This window comes from Noviherbaspirillum soli (genome assembly GCF_015352955.1).
In the GTDB taxonomy this organism is placed as follows: domain Bacteria; phylum Pseudomonadota; class Gammaproteobacteria; order Burkholderiales; family Burkholderiaceae_D; genus Noviherbaspirillum_A; species Noviherbaspirillum_A soli.
This window is the reverse complement of sequence record NZ_JACYOX010000020.1, coordinates 61,955-81,007: the sequence shown is the minus strand read 5'-3', so window position 1 is coordinate 81,007 and position 19,053 is coordinate 61,955. Positions and strand designations below refer to the sequence as shown.

General features: G+C 63.7%; 17 protein-coding genes. 6 read left to right on the top strand and 11 right to left on the bottom strand.

Going from position 1 to position 19,053, the window contains the following annotated elements; all coding sequences use genetic code 11:
• Positions 1-73: 73 nt before the first annotated feature.
• Positions 74-1,174 (bottom strand): DNA-processing protein DprA, encoded by a 1,101-nt coding sequence (dprA, locus tag IGW04_RS15380; protein ID WP_194713966.1) that lies wholly within the window; start codon positions 1,172-1,174, stop codon positions 74-76.
• A gap of 8 nt (positions 1,175-1,182) precedes the next feature.
• Complete coding sequence (locus IGW04_RS15375) at positions 1,183-2,262, bottom strand: LysM peptidoglycan-binding domain-containing protein (RefSeq protein ID WP_194713965.1); 1,080 nt, start codon at positions 2,260-2,262, stop codon at positions 1,183-1,185.
• A gap of 176 nt (positions 2,263-2,438) precedes the next feature.
• Here IGW04_RS15375 and def point away from each other — a divergent pair, with 176 nt between their 5' ends.
• Positions 2,439-2,975, top strand: coding sequence for a peptide deformylase (def, locus tag IGW04_RS15370; protein WP_194713964.1), 537 nt, complete (start codon positions 2,439-2,441; stop codon positions 2,973-2,975).
• A gap of 25 nt (positions 2,976-3,000) precedes the next feature.
• The gene (gene fmt / locus IGW04_RS15365; protein ID WP_194713963.1) at positions 3,001-3,975 is read left to right on the top strand and encodes a methionyl-tRNA formyltransferase; all 975 of its coding nucleotides are present in this window, start codon (positions 3,001-3,003) and stop codon (positions 3,973-3,975) included.
• 10 nt (positions 3,976-3,985) lie between these two features.
• On the opposite strand, the gene IGW04_RS15360 is transcribed toward fmt, so the two are convergent.
• Complete coding sequence (locus IGW04_RS15360) at positions 3,986-4,459, bottom strand: Lrp/AsnC family transcriptional regulator (protein ID WP_194713962.1); 474 nt, start codon at positions 4,457-4,459, stop codon at positions 3,986-3,988.
• A 140-nt stretch (positions 4,460-4,599) separates the two neighbouring features.
• On the opposite strand from IGW04_RS15360, the gene rocD reads away from it, so the two are divergent.
• The 4 genes from rocD (at position 4,600) to IGW04_RS15340 (ending at position 12,102) form a co-directional block, all read left to right on the top strand.
• Complete coding sequence (rocD, locus tag IGW04_RS15355) at positions 4,600-5,808, top strand: ornithine--oxo-acid transaminase (protein ID WP_194713961.1); 1,209 nt, start codon at positions 4,600-4,602, stop codon at positions 5,806-5,808.
• Between the two features lie 46 nt (positions 5,809-5,854).
• A complete protein-coding gene (locus IGW04_RS15350; RefSeq protein WP_194713960.1) occupies positions 5,855-6,691 on the top strand; it encodes a dimethylarginine dimethylaminohydrolase family protein in 837 nt (278 codons plus the stop codon).
• A gap of 210 nt (positions 6,692-6,901) precedes the next feature.
• Entirely contained in the window at positions 6,902-10,645 is a 3,744-nt protein-coding gene (gene metH, locus IGW04_RS15345) for a methionine synthase (protein ID WP_194713959.1), read from the top strand.
• A gap of 197 nt (positions 10,646-10,842) precedes the next feature.
• Positions 10,843-12,102 (top strand): phospholipase D-like domain-containing protein, encoded by a 1,260-nt coding sequence (locus IGW04_RS15340; protein ID WP_194713958.1) that lies wholly within the window; start codon positions 10,843-10,845, stop codon positions 12,100-12,102.
• A gap of 19 nt (positions 12,103-12,121) precedes the next feature.
• Here IGW04_RS15340 and IGW04_RS15335 read toward each other — a convergent pair whose 3' ends face one another.
• The 8 genes from IGW04_RS15335 to IGW04_RS15300 form a co-directional block, all read right to left on the bottom strand.
• Positions 12,122-12,895: a class II glutamine amidotransferase gene (locus IGW04_RS15335; protein ID WP_194713957.1), complete on the bottom strand. Its 774-nt coding sequence runs from the start codon at positions 12,893-12,895 to the stop codon at positions 12,122-12,124.
• Positions 12,896-12,961: 66 nt separating this feature from the next.
• Positions 12,962-13,879, bottom strand: coding sequence for a LysR family transcriptional regulator (locus tag IGW04_RS15330; RefSeq protein WP_194713956.1), 918 nt, complete (start codon positions 13,877-13,879; stop codon positions 12,962-12,964).
• Between the two features lie 12 nt (positions 13,880-13,891).
• Positions 13,892-14,536 (bottom strand): tRNA (guanine(46)-N(7))-methyltransferase TrmB, encoded by a 645-nt coding sequence (gene trmB, locus IGW04_RS15325; RefSeq protein ID WP_228527118.1) that lies wholly within the window; start codon positions 14,534-14,536, stop codon positions 13,892-13,894.
• Between the two features lie 119 nt (positions 14,537-14,655).
• Positions 14,656-14,913 (bottom strand): BTH_I0359 family protein, encoded by a 258-nt coding sequence (locus IGW04_RS15320; protein WP_194713954.1) that lies wholly within the window; start codon positions 14,911-14,913, stop codon positions 14,656-14,658.
• An 80-nt stretch (positions 14,914-14,993) separates the two neighbouring features.
• Positions 14,994-15,359: a GTPase gene (locus IGW04_RS15315; protein ID WP_194713953.1), complete on the bottom strand. Its 366-nt coding sequence runs from the start codon at positions 15,357-15,359 to the stop codon at positions 14,994-14,996.
• Positions 15,356-16,075, bottom strand: coding sequence for a response regulator (locus IGW04_RS15310; protein WP_194713952.1), 720 nt, complete (start codon positions 16,073-16,075; stop codon positions 15,356-15,358). Before IGW04_RS15310 ends, IGW04_RS15315 begins: the two co-directional genes overlap by 4 nt.
• A gap of 80 nt (positions 16,076-16,155) precedes the next feature.
• Entirely contained in the window at positions 16,156-18,456 is a 2,301-nt protein-coding gene (locus IGW04_RS15305) for a sensor histidine kinase (RefSeq protein WP_194713951.1), read from the bottom strand.
• A complete protein-coding gene (locus tag IGW04_RS15300) occupies positions 18,453-19,034 on the bottom strand; it encodes a DUF4390 domain-containing protein (RefSeq protein ID WP_323744863.1) in 582 nt (193 codons plus the stop codon). Before IGW04_RS15300 ends, IGW04_RS15305 begins: the two co-directional genes overlap by 4 nt.
• Between the last annotated feature and the right edge of the window lie 19 nt (positions 19,035-19,053).

The window sequence follows — 19,053 nt, the reverse complement described above, 5'->3', positions numbered from 1 at the left end:
ACCTGCTGCAACGGCTAAGCGTTGCATTCATTATAAAAGGGCATATCACCGCCTGGTGGAGCTTGCTCAAGCTTCAGGCCATTCGCCTGATCAATCCGCCCGGCAGCAGTTCCACCTGCCCATCCATTTCCAGCAACAGCACTTGCGCATTCATTGTAGCGGCATCCACGCCGGCCCGAGCGGCCAGCACGTTCAGGCTGACCGGATCATAGCCGATTATCTTCAAAAGATCGTTGTCGCAACTGCCAGAGGCGGCCGCAAAAAGCGGCTTTTCCTGTGGATTGCTGGCCAATTGGTAAGATTTTCGGTCTTCCAGAATGTCTGCCGCGGTTTCCACCAGCTTGGCGCCCTGACGGATCAGTTCATGGCATCCGCGTGCCAGCGGCGACTGTATCGAGCCCGGAATGGCATACACATCCCGGCCCTGCTCGGCCGCCAGGCGCGCCGTGATCAGCGAGCCCGACTGGGCCGCGGCCTCCACCACCAGCGTGCCGCCGGCCAGGCCGCTGATGATGCGGTTGCGGCGCGGGAAATTGGCCGGCAGCGCCGGCGTTCCCAATGCATATTCGGACAGAATGCAGCCTTCTCCGGCGATCCGGTGGGCAAGCGCATGGTTGCGGGCCGGGTAGACGATGTCGGCGCCGGTGCCGATCACCGCAATCGTGCTGCCCGCGCCGGCCAGCGCGCCTTCATGCGCCGCGGTGTCGATGCCGAGGGCCATGCCTGAAACGATGGTCAGGCCGGCTTCCGACAGGGCTTGCGCGAACTGGCGCGCATGCATCGCGCCCTGCATGCTGGCATTGCGGCTGCCGACGATGGCCAGCGATTCGCGCTGGATCAGTCCGAGCCGGCCCTTCGCATACAGCAGCAGCGGCGGATCGGCGATTTCCAGCAGCAGGGAGGGATAGTGCTCGTCCGCCAGCGTCAGCACATGGTTGCCGGGAAGGGCGGCCCAGGAGAGGGTTTTCTCTATCAGGGCCTGAAGCGTTGCGGTGGGCGGCGCCAGCAGGGCTGTTGCCAGCTTGCTGCCGACCAGGGCGCTCAGTCGGGCGGCATCGGCCGCCAGGATTGCCTCAGGCCCCGGGAATGCGCTGAGCAGCTTGTGCGCGGCAACGATGCCCAGGCCGGGCGTCTGTTGAAGTTGAAGCCATGCCGCCAGATCTCCGCCGGTCATGGCCGCGCTTACTCGGGTGACCTGGCGACGTCACCGACCCGTACCGGCGCGGTGACCTGCATGACCAGGCCGTAGGAGACGTTGTCGAAAGTCCTGAAAACGAACACCGAACCATAGCGTTCATCAGGCAACCGGACCGGCTGGTTCCCGGCCGCCCGGTCCGCCACCACGCCGGCACGGCGATACAGCTCCAGCACGCTGCCGGCATCCAGGCCCTGCCTGCTGCCGCGGTTGATCGTTACCACGTTGTTTTGCCCAGCGTAGGCCACGCCGCCATAGACCGACATCACGCGGGCGCTGGTTTCCACCTGCGGCCGGTGCGGCACGTAGTTGACGATGGGCGTGGGCGGCATTGGCACCAGTTGCGCGCCGACGCCGATTTCCCGCACCGAACTGGTGACGACGAAGCGATGCGCCTCGTCGTCGGCACGCGCCGCGCGCGTGAGCTTCATCGTGCCCAGGTAGGCCGCCTCGTAGCCGAGGATGGCGCCGGTGTCCGGGTCGCGCAGCGGCTGGCTGGGGCGATAGACCTGGAACACGGTATCGCCATCGATCCTGCCGCGTACATAGGCGACATCGCCCTTGCCCATGTAGACATGGCCGTCGCCGCCCTGCAGCACGCGCGGCGCGTCGGCCAGCTTGCCTTCCTCGATCAGCAGCGGCTGCGTCAGGAACGGCTCGATGACACTGGCCGGAATGGCCGGAATGGCATCGGCCGCCATGTTTTCCATGCGTATCTGCGGCGACATGCGCACCGTGGGGAGGCCGCCCTCGCTTCCTACCGGGCGCGCCAGGCGCAACTGGCCGCTGGCGCGGTCGAAATACACTGTCTGGCCCGGGTAGATCCAGTGCGGATTGCTGATCTGGTCGCGGTTGATGCCCCACACCTGCGGCCAGCACCAGGGATGCTGCAGGAAACGCCCGGAAATGCTCCACAGGGTATCGCCGCGCACCACCTGGTGCTGGTCTGGCGCGTTGTCCAGGAACTGGCATTTGGCCGCGGTAGACGGTGTTTCGGTGGAGGTGGCAGCGGATGCCGCAGTGCAGGCGAGCGCGAACAGCAGGCCGGCTGTGCTAAACTTTTTCATGGTTTTTCCGGTAGTGACGGCGAAGCGAAGGAACGACTACAGGCTGGGCACAGCGTGATGCTTGTCAGGCAATCTTTGAAAAATGTTGCCGTAGTGAATCAAATTCTGCCTTCAATTACTTGAACTGGCAAGAAGAACCACCATCTATTCCTTTCCCATTGTTGCGCAAAAGTCGTATGTCCCAACTGAATATTCTCCGTTATCCCGACCCGCGTCTTCACAAGGTCGCACAACCGGTCAAGGTGTTCGATGACAGGTTAAAAAAGCTCGTCGCCGATATGGCCGAGACCATGTATGAAGCGCCGGGCGTGGGCCTGGCAGCGACCCAGGTCGACGTGCATGAGCAACTGATCGTGATCGACACATCCGAAACCCATGACGATCTCAAGGTATTCATCAATCCCGAGATCACCTGGGCCAGTCCGGAAAAGCAGGTCTACGACGAAGGCTGCCTGTCGGTGCCCGGCGTGTATGACGGCGTGGAGCGGCCGGCGCGTGTGAAGGTACGCGCGCTCGATCTCGATGGCAAGCCGTTCGAGGTCGAGGCCGACGGCCTGCTGGCGGTTTGCATACAGCACGAGATGGACCATTTGAAGGGCAAGGTGTTCGTCGAATACCTGTCGCCGCTGAAGCGCAACCGGATCAAGACCCGCATGGTCAAGGAAGAGCGCGAGCTGAAGCGGGAACAGCAGAAGGTCGTGGGCGCGAGATAAGCGCCGCGGCGCTACAATCGCGCCCATGAAAATCATCTATGCCGGCACGCCTGAATTCGCGGCGTCTGCCCTGAAGTCCCTGCATGAGGCAGGTTTCGAGATTCCCCTGGTACTGACCCAGCCCGACCGCCCGGCCGGACGCGGCATGCAGCTGCAGGCTTCGGCCGTGAAGCAGTATGCGCAGCAGCATGGCATCCCGGTGGCGCAGCCGGTGTCGCTGCGACTGAATGGCAAATATCCCGATGAAGCGCGCCAGGCCCATGCGCTGCTGCAAAGCACGCCGCATGATGCGATGGTGGTGGCCGCCTATGGCCTGATCCTGCCGGCGTCGGTTCTGGCAATTCCGCCGCGCGGCTGCATCAATATCCACGCATCGCTGCTGCCGCGCTGGCGCGGCGCAGCGCCGATCCATCGCGCCATCGAAGCGGGCGACGCCGAGACCGGCGTGACCATCATGCAGATGGATGAAGGCCTGGATACCGGGCCGATGCTGCTGCGCCAGGCATTGCCTATCGCTGTGGGCGACAGCACCGCCAGCCTGCATGACAAGCTGGCCGCGCTGGGCGCGACCATGATCGTCGACGCCCTGCGCCAGCTGGAAGCCGGCACGCTGCGTGCGCAGCCACAGCCGGAGGAAGGCGTGACCTATGCCGCCAAGATCGCCAAGGAAGAGGCCGCGCTCGATTTCACGCAGCCCGCCGCCGTGCTGGCCAGGAAGATCCGTGCATTCAATCCGTTTCCCGGCGCAAGCGGGCAGTTCAACGGCGTGCCGGTGAAGATCTGGCAGGCCGACGCCGTCGATGCCGGCGGCAGCGCGGCGCCGGGCACCATCCTCGCCGCCGATGCGGCGCAAGGCGTTGTCGTGGCATGCGGAGAAGGCGCGCTGCGCTTGGTGCAGTTGCAGAAACCGGGCGGCAAACGGATGGCCGCAGCCGATTTCCTGAAGGGCTTTTCGATGGAAGGCGGCCGTTTCGACACGGGCGCCAGGGCAGCTTCCTAGGAGCAGGCTCCTAGCTCAGCGCAGGCAGCGGCAACGGGCTGGCCGGCTTGATCTCTTCCAGGCAGATCATGGAGCGCATGCGGGCTACGCCAGGCACCTGCATCAACCTGTCGGTCAGGAAGGCGGAGAACGAGCGCAGGTCGGTGGAGACCACCTTGAGCAGATAATCGAAGTCGCCTGAAATCGTGTAGCACTCCAGGATTTCCGGAAAATCGCGTATCACCTTTTCCAGGTCGCGCACATTCTTGAACTGTTCGCGATCGATCGTCAGGCTGACGAAGGCCACTACATCCAGCCCCAGGCTGGAAGGCACGACCTGCGCGGTATAGCCCCGGATGATGCCGTCCATTTCCAGCCGACGCACCCGCCGATAGCACTGGGGCGCTGAAAGGCTGGCCTGCTCCGACAATTCGACATTGGAAGCGCGGCCGTTTTTCTGCAAGGTCGTCAGGAGTATGCGGTCGTATCGGTCGAGCTTTTCCATTTGTTCTCTCCGGAGGATTGATACACAAACGATCCTTTCATAACCCATCTGTTCCATGCCTGATAAAGCACAAATCTTTTCCGCATTCGGGGCTAACATGTGTAGGCAAATGCCCGGTTGATCCTGAGGGGGAAACGTTCATGGAAAACCTGATTGCCCTTGAAAAAAGATACTGCGCAGAAAACTATGCGCCCTTGCCGGTCGTGCTGCACAGCGGTGCCGGCGTCTGGCTCACCGACATCCATGGCAAACGCTACCTGGACATGATGTCAGCCTATTCGGCCACCAGTTTCGGCCACAGCCATCCGCGCCTGGTGGCGGCGCTGACGGCGCAGGCGCAAACCCTGGCAGTCACGTCGCGCGCCTATTACACAGACCAACTGGGGCCGTTCCTGCAGCGGCTGTGCGACATGACTGGCATGGCGCGCGCGCTGCCGATGAATACCGGCGCGGAAGCCGTGGAAACGGCGCTGAAGGCGGCGCGCAAATGGGCGTACCAGCTCAAGGGCGTGGCGCCGGAGCGGGCGCAGATCATCGTTTGCGCCGGCAATTTCGCCGGCCGCACCACCACCATCGTCGGCTTCTCTTCCGAAGCGCAATACCGGCAGGGCTTCGGGCCGTTCGCGCCGGGTTTCGTGTCGGTGCCGTTCGGCGACGCCGCCGCGCTGGAAGCGGCGATCACGCCGGACACCGCCGCTTTCCTGGTCGAGCCGGTGCAGGGCGAAGCCGGCATCATCGTGCCGCCCGACGGCTATCTGGCGCAGTGCCGCGAGATCTGCAGCCGCCATAATGTGCTGCTGATCTGCGACGAGGTGCAGACCGGCCTGTGCCGCACCGGCCGGCTGCTGGCTTGCCAGCACGAGAACGTGCAGCCCGACGGCCTGGTTCTCGGCAAGGCGCTTGGCGGCGGCCTGCTGCCGGTGTCGGCTTTCCTGGCGCGCCCGGATGTGATGGGCGTGTTCCGGCCGGGCGACCATGGCAGCACCTTCGGCGGCAATCCGCTGGCCTGCGCGGTTGGCCATGCGGCGCTGGACCTGCTTGAAGAGGAAAACCTGGCGGCGCGCGCCGAGCGCATGGGCGCGCTGCTGCTGGGCAGGTTGCGGATGCTGCGCTATCCGGCAATCCGGGAAGTGCGCGGCAAGGGGTTGCTGATCGGCATGGAACTTGATTCAACGCACATTTCAGCGCGGGAGTTTTGCGAACGCCTGATGTATTTCGGCGTTCTAAGCAAGGACACCCACGGTACCGTGGTCAGACTGGCGCCGCCGCTGGTGATCAGCGAGCAGGAAATCGATATCGCGGTGGCGGCAGTGGCCGCGGTGCTGGACGAATTCGACATGGCCGCCTAATGGCCGGCCGCAGCCGGCAAATAATCATCAGCAGGGAGGGCTGGCAATGAAAGCGCGTTTCCTGATGTGCGCACCGCAGCACTTCGAAGTGGCCTATGTGATCAATCCATGGATGGAAGGCAACATCGCGCGCGGCAGCAATCCGGCGGCGATGCAGCAATGGAGCGCGCTGCTGGCATTGCTGCGACACCATGCGCAGGTCGACTGCATCAGCGCCCGGGAGGGCGTGCCGGACCTGGTATTTACCGCCAATGCCGGGCTGGTGCTGGAAAGCAGGGTGCTGCTGTCGAATTTCCGCCATGCCGAGCGGCGGCCGGAGGAAGCGTACTTCTCGCAATGGTTCGTCGAGCACGGTTTCGAGGTGCTGGCGCTGCCGCCGGATGTCTACTTCGAAGGCGCCGGCGATGCGCTGTTCGACCGCCGCCTGCCCTTGCTGTGGATGGGGCATGGCCATCGGTCCGATCCGGCGGCCGCTGCGATGATCGCCAGCCTGTTCGATGTCGAAGTGGAACCGCTGCGGCTGGTCAATCCGCACTTCTATCATCTCGACACCTGCCTGTGCCCCCTGGAAGGCGGGGCGCTGCTGTACTATCCGGCCGCCTTCGACGCGGTGTCGCAGGAACGCATTGCCACGCTGGTGCCGCCCGAGTTGCGTATTGCCGTCGGCGCCGCGGATGCGGACGCATTCGCCTGCAACGCCGTCAACTGCGGCCGCCACGTGATCCTGAACCAGGCCTCCGACAACCTCTGCGCGGCGCTGGCCGCCCATGGCTACGCGGTGCACCAGACCCGGCTGTCGGAGTTCATGAAAGCCGGCGGATCGGCCAAGTGCCTGACGCTGAAGCTGACCGAGGCGCGCACGCCGGCGCTGGCCTTGCCCTGACACGCTGCTGCGCCCGTCCGCTCGGCGCAAAGCGAATTCACGTATAATTTTTCCCGCGCCGATTTGATTGCAAAGTCAAACCCAGCTTGCGGGCGCGGAACAGTCCTCCCCGGGCAGTCTTCCAACAAATGCAGCTAAAGCGGACCTGAACAAACCCGGCCCCGCTTTACCGGCCGGGTTTTTCATTTTTGTTCTCTTGGACCAGACCACATGAAACGCGATTCCATTTCTTCCACCGAGGCGCTGCTGCGCGATCTGCTGTCCCAGCGCATCCTGATCCTGGACGGCGCCATGGGCACCATGATCCAGCAATACCATCTGACCGAGGAGGATTACCGCGGCGCGCGGTTTGCCGACTTCAAGGTGCCGGGCAAGGAAATGTTCGTCAAGGGCAACAATGAATTGCTGACCCTGACCCAGCCGCAGATCATCAGCGAGATCCACGAGAAATACCTGGCCGCCGGCGCCGACCTGATCGAGACCAACACCTTCGGCGCCACCACGGTGGCGCAGGAAGACTACAGGATGGCCGATCTGGCCTATGAAATGAACGTGGCCGCGGCGCGCCTGGCGCGCGCCGCCTGCGACAAGTATTCCACGCCCGACAAGCCGCGCTTCGTCGCCGGCGCGCTCGGACCGACGCCCAAGACCGCATCGATCTCGCCCGACGTGAACGACCCGGCCGCGCGCAACATCACCTTCGATGAGCTGGTGGCGGCCTATCTCGAGCAGACCCGCGGCCTGGTGGAAGGCGGCGCCGATGTGCTGCTGGTCGAAACCATTTTCGACACGCTCAACTGCAAGGCCGCGCTGTTTGCGATCGACCAGTTCTTCGAGGAATCCGGCCAGCGCCTGCCGATCATGATTTCCGGCACCGTGACCGACGCCTCGGGACGCATCCTGTCCGGCCAGACCGTGCCGGCGTTCTGGAACTCGGTGCGCCATGCAAGGCCGCTGACCGTGGGCCTGAACTGCGCGCTCGGCGCGGCGCTGATGCGGCCCTATGCGGAAGAGCTGTCCAAGATCGCCGATACCTTTGTCTGCATCTACCCCAATGCCGGCCTGCCCAACCCGATGTCCGACACCGGCTTCGATGAAACGCCGGACGTCACTTCCTCGCTGCTGAAGGACTTCGCCGAAAGCGGCTTCGTCAATATCGCCGGCGGCTGCTGCGGCACCACGCCCGACCACATCCGCGCCATCGCCGAAACGGTAAAGACGATTGCCCCGCGCAAGCTGCCGCAGGTGCCGCCGGCGATGCGGCTGTCCGGCCTGGAGCCGTTCACCATCGACGAGGACTCGCTGTTCGTCAACGTAGGCGAGCGCACCAACGTCACCGGCTCCAAGGCCTTCGCCAGGCTGATTTTGAACGAGCAGTACGACGAGGCGCTGGCGGTGGCGCGCCAGCAGGTGGAAAACGGCGCGCAGATCATCGACATTAACATGGACGAGGCGATGCTGGATTCGCAGGCGGCCATGACGCGCTTCCTGAACCTGATCGCGTCCGAGCCCGACATTGCGCGCGTGCCCATCATGATCGACTCGTCGAAGTGGTCCGTGATCGAGGCCGGCCTGAAATGCGTGCAGGGCAAGGCGGTGGTGAATTCGATCTCGATGAAGGAAGGCGAGGAGGAATTCCTGCGCCAGGCCACGCTGTGCCGCCGCTATGGCGCGGCCGTGATCGTGATGGCCTTCGATGAAACTGGCCAGGCCGACACCTTTGAGCGCAAGATCGAGATCTGCAAGCGCGCCTACGACCTGCTGATCGAGAAGGTTGGCTTCCCGCCGGAAGACATCATCTTCGACCCCAACATCTTCGCCATTGCCACCGGCATCGAGGAACACAACAACTACGCGGTCGACTTCATCAATGCGACCCGCTGGATACGCGAGAACCTGCCGCATGCCAAGATCAGCGGCGGTGTTTCCAATGTGAGCTTCAGCTTCCGCGGCAACGACCCGGCACGCGAAGCCATTCATACCGTGTTCCTGTATCACGCGATCCAGGCCGGCCTCACCATGGGCATCGTCAATGCCGGCATGGTGGGCGTCTACAGCGAGCTTGCTCCCGAACTGCGCGAGCGGGTGGAGGACGTGGTGCTGAACCGCCGGCCGGACGCGACCGAGCGCATGATCGAATTCGCCGGCACCCTGAAGGCTGGCGGCAAGAAGGAAGAGCAAAGCCTGGAATGGCGCGCCGGCACGGTGCAGCAGCGCCTGGCGCATGCGCTGGTGCATGGCATCACCCAGTGGATCGTCGAGGATACCGAGGAAGCGCGGCAGCAACTGCTGGCCAATGGCGGCCGGCCGATCCAGGTGATCGAAGGACCGCTGATGGATGGCATGAACATCGTCGGCGACCTGTTCGGCCAGGGCAAGATGTTCCTGCCGCAGGTGGTGAAGTCGGCGCGGGTGATGAAGCAGGCGGTGGCGCACCTGATTCCCTACATCGAGCAGGAAAAGCTGGAAGAGGAACGCAGGACCGGCGTGGCTGCCAAGGCCAAGGGCAAGATCGTGATCGCCACCGTCAAGGGCGACGTACACGACATCGGCAAGAACATCGTATCGGTGGTCCTGCAATGCAATAACTTCGAGGTCGTCAACATGGGCGTGATGGTGCCCTGCTCGGAAATCCTGGCGCGCGCCAAGGCCGAGAATGCTGACATCATCGGCCTGTCCGGCCTGATCACGCCGTCGCTCGAAGAGATGGCTTATGTCGCCAAGGAGATGCAGCGCGATCCGCATTTCCGCATGCTGAAGATCCCGCTGCTGATCGGCGGCGCCACCACCAGCCGCGCCCATACCGCGGTGAAGATTGCGCAGAACTATGAAGGCCCGGTGGTCTATGTGCCGGACGCGTCGCGCTCGGTGTCGGTGGCGCAGTCGCTGCTCACGCCCGAGCAGCGCGACCAGTATGTGCAGGACATCGCCGCCGACTATGAACGCATCCGCGAGCAGCATGCCAACCGCAAGGCGGTGCCGATGCTGTCGCTGGCCGACGCCCGCAAGAATCGCGCGCAGCTGCAGTTCGCGCCGGTCAAGCCAAAGTTCATCGGCCGCCGGGTGTTCAGGAATGTGGACCTGGCCCAGCTGGCCCAGTACATCGACTGGGGTCCGTTCTTCCAGACCTGGGACCTGGCCGGGCCCTATCCAGCGATCCTGACCGATGAAGTGGTGGGCGCCTCGGCAAGCAAGGTATTCGAAGAGGGCCAGGCGCTGCTGAAGAAGGTGGTCGACGGCCGCTGGCTGACAGCCAATGGCGTGATAGCGCTGCTGCCGGCCAACAGCGTCAATGATGACGACATCGAGGTCTATACCGATGAAACCCGCAGTGAAGTCGCTTTCACCTGGTATGGCGCGCGCCAGCAGACGGTCAAGCCCGTGATCGACGGCGTGGCGCGGCCCAACCAGTGTCTGGCCGACTTCATCGCGCCCAAGTCGTCCGGCATTGCCGACTACATCGGCATGTTCGCGGTGACCGCCGGCATCGGCATCGAGAAACACGAGAAGCGCTTCGAGGACGCGCATGACGACTATTCCTCCATCATGTTGAAGTCGCTGGCAGATCGCCTGGCCGAAGCCTTCGCCGAGCAGATGCACGAGCGGGTGCGGCGCGACCTGTGGGGCTATGCGCAGGACGAGGCATTGGACAACGCCGCGCTGATCCGCGAGGAATACCAGGGCATCCGCCCCGCGCCGGGCTATCCGGCCTGCCCGGAACACACGGTCAAGGCCGACATGTTCCGCGTGCTGCAGGCCGAGGAAATCGGCATGCAGCTGACCGAGTCGTATGCGATGTATCCGGGCGCGGCGGTGTCGGGCTTCTACCTGGCGCATCCGGAGTCGAAGTACTTCAGCGTCGGCAAGATCGGCATGGACCAGGTGGAAGACATGGCGGCGCGGCGCGGCGTGGCGAAAGAGGAGGTCGAGCGCTGGCTGGCGCCCAACCTGTGATCGCCTGCATCCGGCCTGAAGGACGGATCGCTTGATGTAACCGGCGCCCGCGATATCGCGGGCGTCTTTCATTTCCGTTGCCGTTCCTGCAATCGATCCGGCGCAAGCCCCGCTTTTACAATGCTGCTAAGCTGGCTCATCCATACTGCAGCCAACGAGAAATGATCTGGAGACCGCAAACCACGCGCAGCAAAGTAATGGTGGCCATTGCCAGCATCCTGGCCACGCTGCTCGTGACGCTGCTGGTCGTGAATTTCTCGTCCGGCGAGAAACAGATCAAGCAGGAGATACCGCGGCTCTACGCGGTGTCGGACCCGCAGTTCCAGCGCTCGATGGGCATCATGCTCGGGCCGCAGATCGTCGATGGCAACAAGGTCGAGGCGCTGCTCAATGGCGACCAGATCTTCCCGTCGATGCTCAAAGCCATACGCGGCGCGAAGAAGACCATCAATTTCGAAACCTATATCTACTGGTCCGAGGAAATCGGCCGCGAGTTCGCCGAGGCGCTCTCCGAGCGCGCCCGCGCCGGCGTCAAGGTGCATCTGCTGATCGACTGGGTCGGCAGCGCCAAGATGGATGACAAGGACCTGGAGCAGATGCGCCAGGCCGGCGTGGAAGTGCGGCAGTATCATCCGCTGCGCTGGTATAACCTGGGCCGCATCAACAACCGTACGCACCGCAAGCTGCTGGTGGTGGATGGCCGCATCGGCTTCACCGGCGGCGTCGGCATTGCGGGCCAATGGACCGGCAATGCGCAGGACCCGGACCACTGGCGCGATTCCCATTTCAGGGCCGAGGGGCCGGTGGTGGCGCAGATGCAGGCGGTGCTGATCGACAACTGGACCAAGACCACCGGCAAGGTGCTGCACGGTGACGACTATTTTCCGCCGCAGGTCCAGGCAGGCACGGCGCGGGCGCAGGTCTTCAGCAGTTCGCCCTCCGGCGGCAGCGAGAGCATGCACCTGATGTATCTGCTGGCCATCACGGCGGCGGAGCGCAACATCCAGATTTCCGCCTCCTATTTCGTGCCGGATGAAATGACCCGTAACGCGCTGATCGATGCGCTGAAGCGCGGCGTGCGGCTGCAGATCATCCTGCCGGGGAAGAACATGGATGCCGAAGCGGTGCGCAGTTCCTCGCGCGGCATGTGGGGCGAGCTGTTGCAGGCAGGCGCGGAGATCAGCGAATACCAGCCCACCATGTATCACTGCAAGGTCATGATCGTCGACGGCCTGCTGGTGTCGGTGGGCTCGACCAATTTCGACGACCGCTCGTTCCAGATGAACGATGAAGCCAACCTGAACATCTACGACGCAGGCTTCGCGCGCCAGCAGATCGCCATCTTCGAGCAGGACCTGAAGAAAGCGCGCCGCATCACCTATGAGCAGTGGCTGGACCGGCCGCTGAAGGAAAAGGCCTGGGAAAAGGTTGCTTCCTGGCTGGGGCCGCTGCTGTAATTGCGCTAGTTACTCTGGCTCAGGCTGGCGCGATCGGCTCGCCGTCGATGAAGACCTTCAATTCGCCTGCTTCGAAGGGCAGCCAGGTCTCATTGGTGGTCAAGGGCGCGGTGACGATGATGGCCACCTTGTCCCGTGGCGTGGTTACCTGGGAAAAGTCCACGATCACGTCCTCGTCGGACAGGCGGGCCTCGGCGAACGGGTATTGCCGCACCAGGTAATGCAGGTGCGTCGAGCAGTGCGCGAACAGGGCCGAGCCGTCGGACAGCATCATGTTGAAGACGCCGTGCGACGCGATCTCGGCAGTCAGTTCACGCAAGGCGATCGTCAGTTCCGGCAGCGCCGGCATGCTGTCGCCGAAGCGGCTGCGCAGCCTTTGCAGCAGATAGCAGAAGGCCAGTTCGCTGTCGGTGGTGCCGACCGGACGGAATGCGCCATCGAGCACCGGACGGAATTCCTTCAAGTCGCCGTTATGGGCGAACACCCAGTAGCGGCCCCACATCTCGCGTACGAAGGGATGGCAGTTTTCCAGCGCCACCCGTCCCTGCGTGGCCTTGCGGATATGCGCGATCACGTTCTTGGACTTGATCGGGCATTGCTTGATCAGCGCGGCGATCGGCGAGGCGACAGCGGCCTGGTAGTCAACGAAATGGCGCACGCCGGCGCCTTCGAAAAAGGCGATGCCCCAGCCGTCATTGTGGTTGTCGGTGCGGCCGCCGCGGGTGGCGAAGCCGGTGAAGCTGAACACGATATCGGTCGGAACATTGCAGTTCATTCCAAGAAGCTGGCACATGGCGGAATCGGGAAGAAGCTTCGTCAAAAAGGAAAATACACTACCACGGATGCGGCTTTGCCTGCGTTATTTGCCGCACCACGGATCGGATTCGGGATGCGGGAAACGCTGGGTGATGAAGTCGATGAAGCTGCGCACCTTGGCCGACATCTGGCGCCGGCTGGGATAGACCAGCATCACGGCCATCTGGCCCAGGCGGTATTGATCCAGCAGCCGCACCAGCCGGTGGCTCTTGATGTCGTCGATCATCGCGTAGGACGGCCCGACCACCAGGCCCATGTCGGCGGCGGCACAGTTGCGCAGCAACTCGCTGTTGTTGCTCAGCATGCGGCTGCGGATCGGGATATTGACGGCTTCGGTGTCGGTGGCGATCGGCCAGTGATTGCGCAGCAGGTCCACGTTGGAGAAGTTCAGGCAGTCGTGGGCCGTCACGTCCTCGGGCACGCGCGGTTCGCCGCGCTGCCTGATATAGCCGGGCGAGGCGCACAGCAGCACTTCGGCCATGCCGAGCTGGCGCGAGATCATGCTGGCATCGAATTTCTGCAGACCGGTGAAGATGCCGATATCGTAGCCTTCCTCCACCAGGTCGATGGTGCGGTCCGACAGCGTCACATCCAGCGTCACCTCGGGATTGGCAGCGGCGTAGAGCGGCAGCAGCTCGGCCAGGCGCTGCTTGCCAAAGCCCAGCTGGGAATAGATGCGCAAGGTGCCGGTCGGCTTTTTCGACTGGGAAGTCACGATGGCGTCCGCATCGTCGATGTCGGCCAGTATGCGGTTGACCCGTTCCAGATAGGCCTGGCCGGTTTCGGTCAGCGACAGCTTGCGTGTCGTGCGATTGAGCAGCCGGGTGCCCAGATGATTTTCCAGGTCGGCCACATGGCGGGTGACCACCGCATTCGACAACTCCATCACCTGGGCGGCGCGGGCGAAGCTGCCCTGTTCAACCACTTTCGAAAATACGCGCATTGATTGCAGGCGATCCATGCTGCAGCCTTTTTATCGTTGTTCAACGGAGGAGGGCAAGGCGAGGCGGCAGCGCCAGAGGGCATGCCCCGATGCGCGGTATTTTTCCTCGAATGGCGTGATCGGCGTCAATGCATCGAACGGCTCGGCCTGCACCGGCATGCCGGTCAGCTGGGTCAGCGCCGCCGCGCATTCGTCGATATAGATGCGCCAGTTGCTGCGGCATTCGAACTGCCCGCCCAGCGCCACTACGGCGGGGAACACCGGATGGCCATGCCAGCGCCGGCCGAGATGCTGTTTCTTGGGCCAGGGATTGGGATAGAGCAGATACTGCTGCGCCGGCCGGACGCCGGATTCCAGCATCAGGCGCCAGTAATCCACCAGGTCGGCACGCAGGCGCAGGCAGTTTGCGGGAAGCGCATCGGGCCACTGCACCTGGCGCGCCAGGCGATCGGCCGACTGGTCGATGCCGATCACGAAATGGTCGGGATGAAGCGCTGCGAGGTGCAGGGTAGACAGGCCGACGCCGCAGCCAGCGTCGAGTATCAGTGGCGGCCTGCCATATGCCTCCCAGGCCGAGATGCTGGCTTCGAAGGCGCTGCGGTTGTAATCGGTGACGGGTTTGCGAAACAACGTGGCCGCGTGCTTGGCCACCTGCTGCGCCAGGTCGTCATGCATTCCTGGCTGGGTACTGTGGATGGGACTTGAATTGGCATGCATCGCGGCAGTATACCCGGATGCCGCGATCTTTCAGGGCGGCGCCGTATGGAATTGCGGCGCCGCGCCGGCTTCAGCGATCAGTGCAGGCGCACCGGCTGATGCATCAGTTCGTCAAAGTTGCCGAGGAAGTCGTCGATTTCCTCCATGCTGGGCTCTTGCGCGATCAGGTCCTGGACATGCTGGCGGAAGGATTCGGCCAGCGCGCCATTGATGAAGATCTCGCGGCGTCCGGATTTATCCATGATTTCATAACCGCCGAAACGCAAGGCCTCACGCGCCTGGTCGGCGCCGAACTCCACCACGCTGTACTGGTCGCTGTTGTAGATCAGGTTCATGTATGCTCCTCGTGCGATTGCTGATTGCTGGAAGAAACTTCCCGCTGCTGACACAGAACATGGCGCCCCCGCGCCGCATTTCAAGACGCAATATGCAGGTCTTCTGTCAAGGTCAATAACCGGCTGTAGGAATCGGTTCGGAGGAATGCACGGAATTGTTCCAGGTGGCTGGTGTCGGCCATGGCAATGAAGAGATGCTGCGGGGCCTGGCGCAGCACTCGGTTCATTGTCACGCGCATGGTCAGGCTGCCGGTGCAGCAGGCGCAGCCAGGCGCAATGCGCAGGATCTGCCGCGCCGGCAGCGCCTGTTGCAGGGGCGAGTCCGGTTTCCCGTCCGGCAATCCTTCCAGGATGGCAAACGTGGACATGCCGGGTTGCAGCGCCGTCGCGATGGCCGCTTCGCGCGCGGCGTAGGAACTGCCTGTGACGAGCGTGACTGCCGTCATCCGCTGCGTCGGCCCAGCTTGCCGGGTTCGACGCCAAGCTGCTTGAGCTTGCGGTACAGATGGGTGCGCTCGAGGCCGGTGCGCTCGGCCACTCTGGTCATGCTGCCGCCTTCACGCTGCAGGTGATGCTCGAAGTAGGCGCGCTCGAAGGCGTCGCGCGCTTCCCTCAGCGGCAGTTCGAATGACACCGTGAAGCCTTTTTCCTCGGGCGCCTTGGGTGCTTCGGGCGCTTGCGGCTGCACGCCGCCCGGCGCGCCCTGGACGCCCGGCGCCGCTGCCGGCAGCGGCTCGCTGACTGGCGCCGGGATCGGCCTTGCCACCGCCGCCAGCGTGCTGGCGCGCGCCACGTCCTGGCCACGCGACAATCCCTGCTGCACCGCCTTGAGCAGCTTTTGCAGCGAAATCGGCTTTTCCAGGAAATTCAGCGCGCCGATGCGGGTCGCCTCGACGGCGGTATCGATCGTGGCATGGCCCGACATCATGATGACGGGCATGGTCAGCATGCGGTCGCGCTGCCATTCCTTGAGCAGGGTGACGCCGTCGGTGTCCGGCATCCAGATATCGAGTAGCACCAGGTCCGGAGTGGTGCTGGCGCGAATCTGGCGCGCCTGCTGGGCGTTTTCGGCCATGGTCACCACATGGCCTTCGTCGCCCAGTATTTCCGAGAGCAATTCACGTATGCCCATCTCATCATCAACTACCAGAATATTTGCCATTTCCTTGCCTTGGTTAATTCAGATTTGGATCACTCCCGGACCGTGCATTCTACTTGTCTGTGTGGCGCTGCTTGTTCCTGTCAGCTTTTCGTTAGTACTTCGGCATTGGACGCCAGCTTCAGAAGCAGTATGACTATTTTAGCGCCGCCGACATTGCGCCGATTCTGGATATCGACGCGGCCGCCGTGCTCTTCCACGATTTTTTTCACCATCGCCAGGCCCAGGCCGGTGCCGCGGGTTTTGGACGTGACATAGGGTTCGAAGGCGCGGGCCAGGATCCTGGCCGCGAAACCGGGGCCGTTGTCCGTGATGGTCAGCCGCACCGCCGTCTGGGCTATGCCGTCCGAGCCGGGGAAGTGCACCGTCTCGGTAACCAGATCGATGCGGGCCGGTTCAGCCTCGGCATCGGGGCGCTCGGCCACCGCGTCCTGGGCATTCTGCAGCAGGTTGTGGATCAGCTGGCGCAGCTGGGTGGCGTCGCCCATCACCCGCGGCAGGTCCTGCGCCAGCGCCGCATGGATGATGTCGCGCTCGTCGCCGCTCATGTAGAGCGCCAGGATTTCCTCGATCAGCGCATTCAGGTTCAATGGCGACAGCACCGCCGGCGGTGTCTTGGCATAGTCGCGGAAGTCGTCGACCATGCGCTTCATCGCCGTCACCTGGCTGACGATGGTGCTGGTGGCGCGGCCCAGCATGGCGGCGTCGGAAGGGGCCAGTTTTTCTTCCAGCTTCATCTGCAGCCGCTCGGCCGACAGCTGGATCGGCGTCAGCGGATTCTTGATCTCGTGCGCCAGCCGGCGTGCTACCTCGCCCCAGGCGATCGAACGCTGGCCGGAAATGACGTCGGAGATGTCGTCGAACACCACCACATAGCCGGTTGCGCTGTCGACCGGCAGCCGCGAGCCGCGCGCCAGCAGGGTGATGTTGTTTTCGACTTCGGCATCGCCGACGCTGCGCGGTATCTCGATCTGCTGTTGCCAGTGGAAGTCGTTGCCATTCTCCCCGGCCGACTTGGCGCTCTGCTCGGTGAAGGCGCGGATGATGACATCGGCAAACGCGGACAGGCCCTCGATTTCCGACAGTGGCTGGCCGAGGTACGGTTCGAAGTCATGCTGCAGGATGCGGTCCACCGATTCATTGCAGCTCATCAGGCGGAACTGCCCGTCCAGCACCATCACGCCGGCCGACATGTTGGCCAGCACCGATTCCAGATAGGCCTTGGCGTTTTCAAGTTCGGTGCGGTTCCTTTCCACGGCGGCGCGGGCGTCGAACAACTGGCGCGTCATCGTGTTGAACGACTGCGTCAGGGTGCCCAGCTCGTCGCTGGTGGCGACGATGGGCCGCGGCGACAGGTTGCCCTCGGCCACCGCCTTGGTGCCTTCGGCCAGCAGCAGCAACGGCTGCGCCAGGTCATTGGCGATCAGGAAGGCGCTGGTGACGGCGCCGAAGATGGCCAGCAGCAGCGTCAGGGTCAGCGTCACGATATAGATCTTGCGCAGGCCGGTGCGGCCCACCGAGCGCGCCTGGTATTCGCTGTAGGCGGCGCGCAGGGCCTCGGCGTCGGTCGCGAGCTGCTGCGGCACCGGCTGCATCAGCTGCAGGAAGCGAGCCTCGTTCTGCAGCGACAGGTCGCTGCTCTTGCCGGGAATGGCGACCACCACGCGCAGCCTCAGGCCGGCGCCGGGCTCGGCTGCCTTTGGCTTGCCGTCGCGCAGCCGGTCCAGTCCTTCGCTGCTGCCTTCGATGGCGGCGAAGCCGCGCGTCAGGCGGGCCTGGCTCAGCATGTTCGCCGTGGGCAGTTCCGGCACCAGCGAGCCGATGTTGCCGCCGGCGCTGGCCACCACCCGGTTGCTGGAGGTGACGATCAGCGCTTCCTGCAGCTGGCTCTGGTCGCGCAGCCTGGAGAGCTGGGTTATCTGGCTGGCGTCGGAATAGTCGGCCAGTTCCAGCGCCATTGCGCGTGCCTTGGCGTTGAGGTCGGCCAGCGAGGAGTCCAGCGCGGTACGGCCCAGGTTCAGGCCTGCTTCGAGCGCCGACTCGACCCGCACGTCGAACCAGGACTCGATCGAGCGCGATACGAACTGTACCGACACGACATAGATCACGGTGCCGGGCAGGATGCCGATCAGCGCAAACAGCATCACCAGCCGCGTCATGAGCCGCGAGCCAAAGCGGCGCTGCTTGTAGCGCTGGTACAGCCGCAGCAGCAGGGTCGTTACCAGGCCCAGCAGCAGCGCGGCGAACAATGCGTTCAGGCCCAGCAGCCAGGAATAGTTCTGGTCGAAGAACACCGAATTTTCGGACGCGGAGGCGAGCAGGAATAGCAGGATGCCGGTGATCGCTCCGCCAAAGACCAGCACATACCGCAGCACGCGCGTCACTTGCCGTCCGCCCTGAAAGTGAAATAGCGCCAGTCGGAGGAAAGCCGCCAGTCGCTGCTGTTGATGGAATGGATCTGGAACGGCTTGGGAAGCTGGGCGACGTCAAGCTCCATGCGCAGCGCCACGGAATAGAACTCGCCCGGCTTGAGCGCCTCCGGCCCGGCCACCAGCCAGCGCCCGGGTCGCCGCACCAGCGACATGGCTTCGTCCAGCGAAGCGAAGCTCTGCTGCAGATTGCTGCCATTGATGGCGGCGCGGTATTGCCGGGTCAGCACGTTGTAGGAAATCCGTATGGTCTGGGTGGCGCTGGCGGTGCGCTCGTCGAGCCAGTACCAGCGCGGGCGGCGGATCACGACTTCGGTGGTGAAGTACAGCGGTATGCCGCGGGCGATGGCGCTTTCCAGGCTGCGGTTGAGATCGAATTGGAAGACGGCGGCCAGCTTGTAGCCTTCGTCGGTGTATTCAAGGTTGGCTTCCGCGATCTCGACATCGCCGGCATGCGCCGCTGGCATGGCCAGTGTCAGCACGGACGCCAATGCCGCTGCCAGCCAGAACCAGAGGAAAAATCGTCGAATCACGCGCTATCGCAGGCTTGCA

Bases quoted from the DNA above. Each gene is read 5' to 3' on its own strand.
- dprA (WP_194713966.1), bottom strand. From the start codon at position 1,174: ATGACCGGCGGAGATCTGGCGGCATGGCTTCAACTTCAACAGACGCCC.
- IGW04_RS15310 (WP_194713952.1), bottom strand. From the start codon at position 16,075: ATGGCAAATATTCTGGTAGTTGATGATGAGATGGGCATACGTGAATTG.
- trmB (WP_228527118.1), bottom strand. From the start codon at position 14,536: ATGCATGACGACCTGGCGCAGCAGGTGGCCAAGCACGCGGCCACGTTG.
- IGW04_RS15350 (WP_194713960.1), top strand. From the start codon at position 5,855: ATGAAAGCGCGTTTCCTGATGTGCGCACCGCAGCACTTCGAAGTGGCC.
- IGW04_RS15360 (WP_194713962.1), bottom strand. From the start codon at position 4,459: ATGGAAAAGCTCGACCGATACGACCGCATACTCCTGACGACCTTGCAG.
- fmt (WP_194713963.1), top strand. From the start codon at position 3,001: ATGAAAATCATCTATGCCGGCACGCCTGAATTCGCGGCGTCTGCCCTG.
- rocD (WP_194713961.1), top strand. From the start codon at position 4,600: ATGGAAAACCTGATTGCCCTTGAAAAAAGATACTGCGCAGAAAACTAT.
- metH (WP_194713959.1), top strand. From the start codon at position 6,902: ATGAAACGCGATTCCATTTCTTCCACCGAGGCGCTGCTGCGCGATCTG.
- def (WP_194713964.1), top strand. From the start codon at position 2,439: ATGTCCCAACTGAATATTCTCCGTTATCCCGACCCGCGTCTTCACAAG.
- IGW04_RS15340 (WP_194713958.1), top strand. From the start codon at position 10,843: ATGGTGGCCATTGCCAGCATCCTGGCCACGCTGCTCGTGACGCTGCTG.
- IGW04_RS15375 (WP_194713965.1), bottom strand. From the start codon at position 2,262: ATGAAAAAGTTTAGCACAGCCGGCCTGCTGTTCGCGCTCGCCTGCACT.
- IGW04_RS15330 (WP_194713956.1), bottom strand. From the start codon at position 13,879: ATGGATCGCCTGCAATCAATGCGCGTATTTTCGAAAGTGGTTGAACAG.
- IGW04_RS15335 (WP_194713957.1), bottom strand. From the start codon at position 12,895: ATGTGCCAGCTTCTTGGAATGAACTGCAATGTTCCGACCGATATCGTG.
- IGW04_RS15315 (WP_194713953.1), bottom strand. From the start codon at position 15,359: ATGACGGCAGTCACGCTCGTCACAGGCAGTTCCTACGCCGCGCGCGAA.
- IGW04_RS15320 (WP_194713954.1), bottom strand. From the start codon at position 14,913: ATGAACCTGATCTACAACAGCGACCAGTACAGCGTGGTGGAGTTCGGC.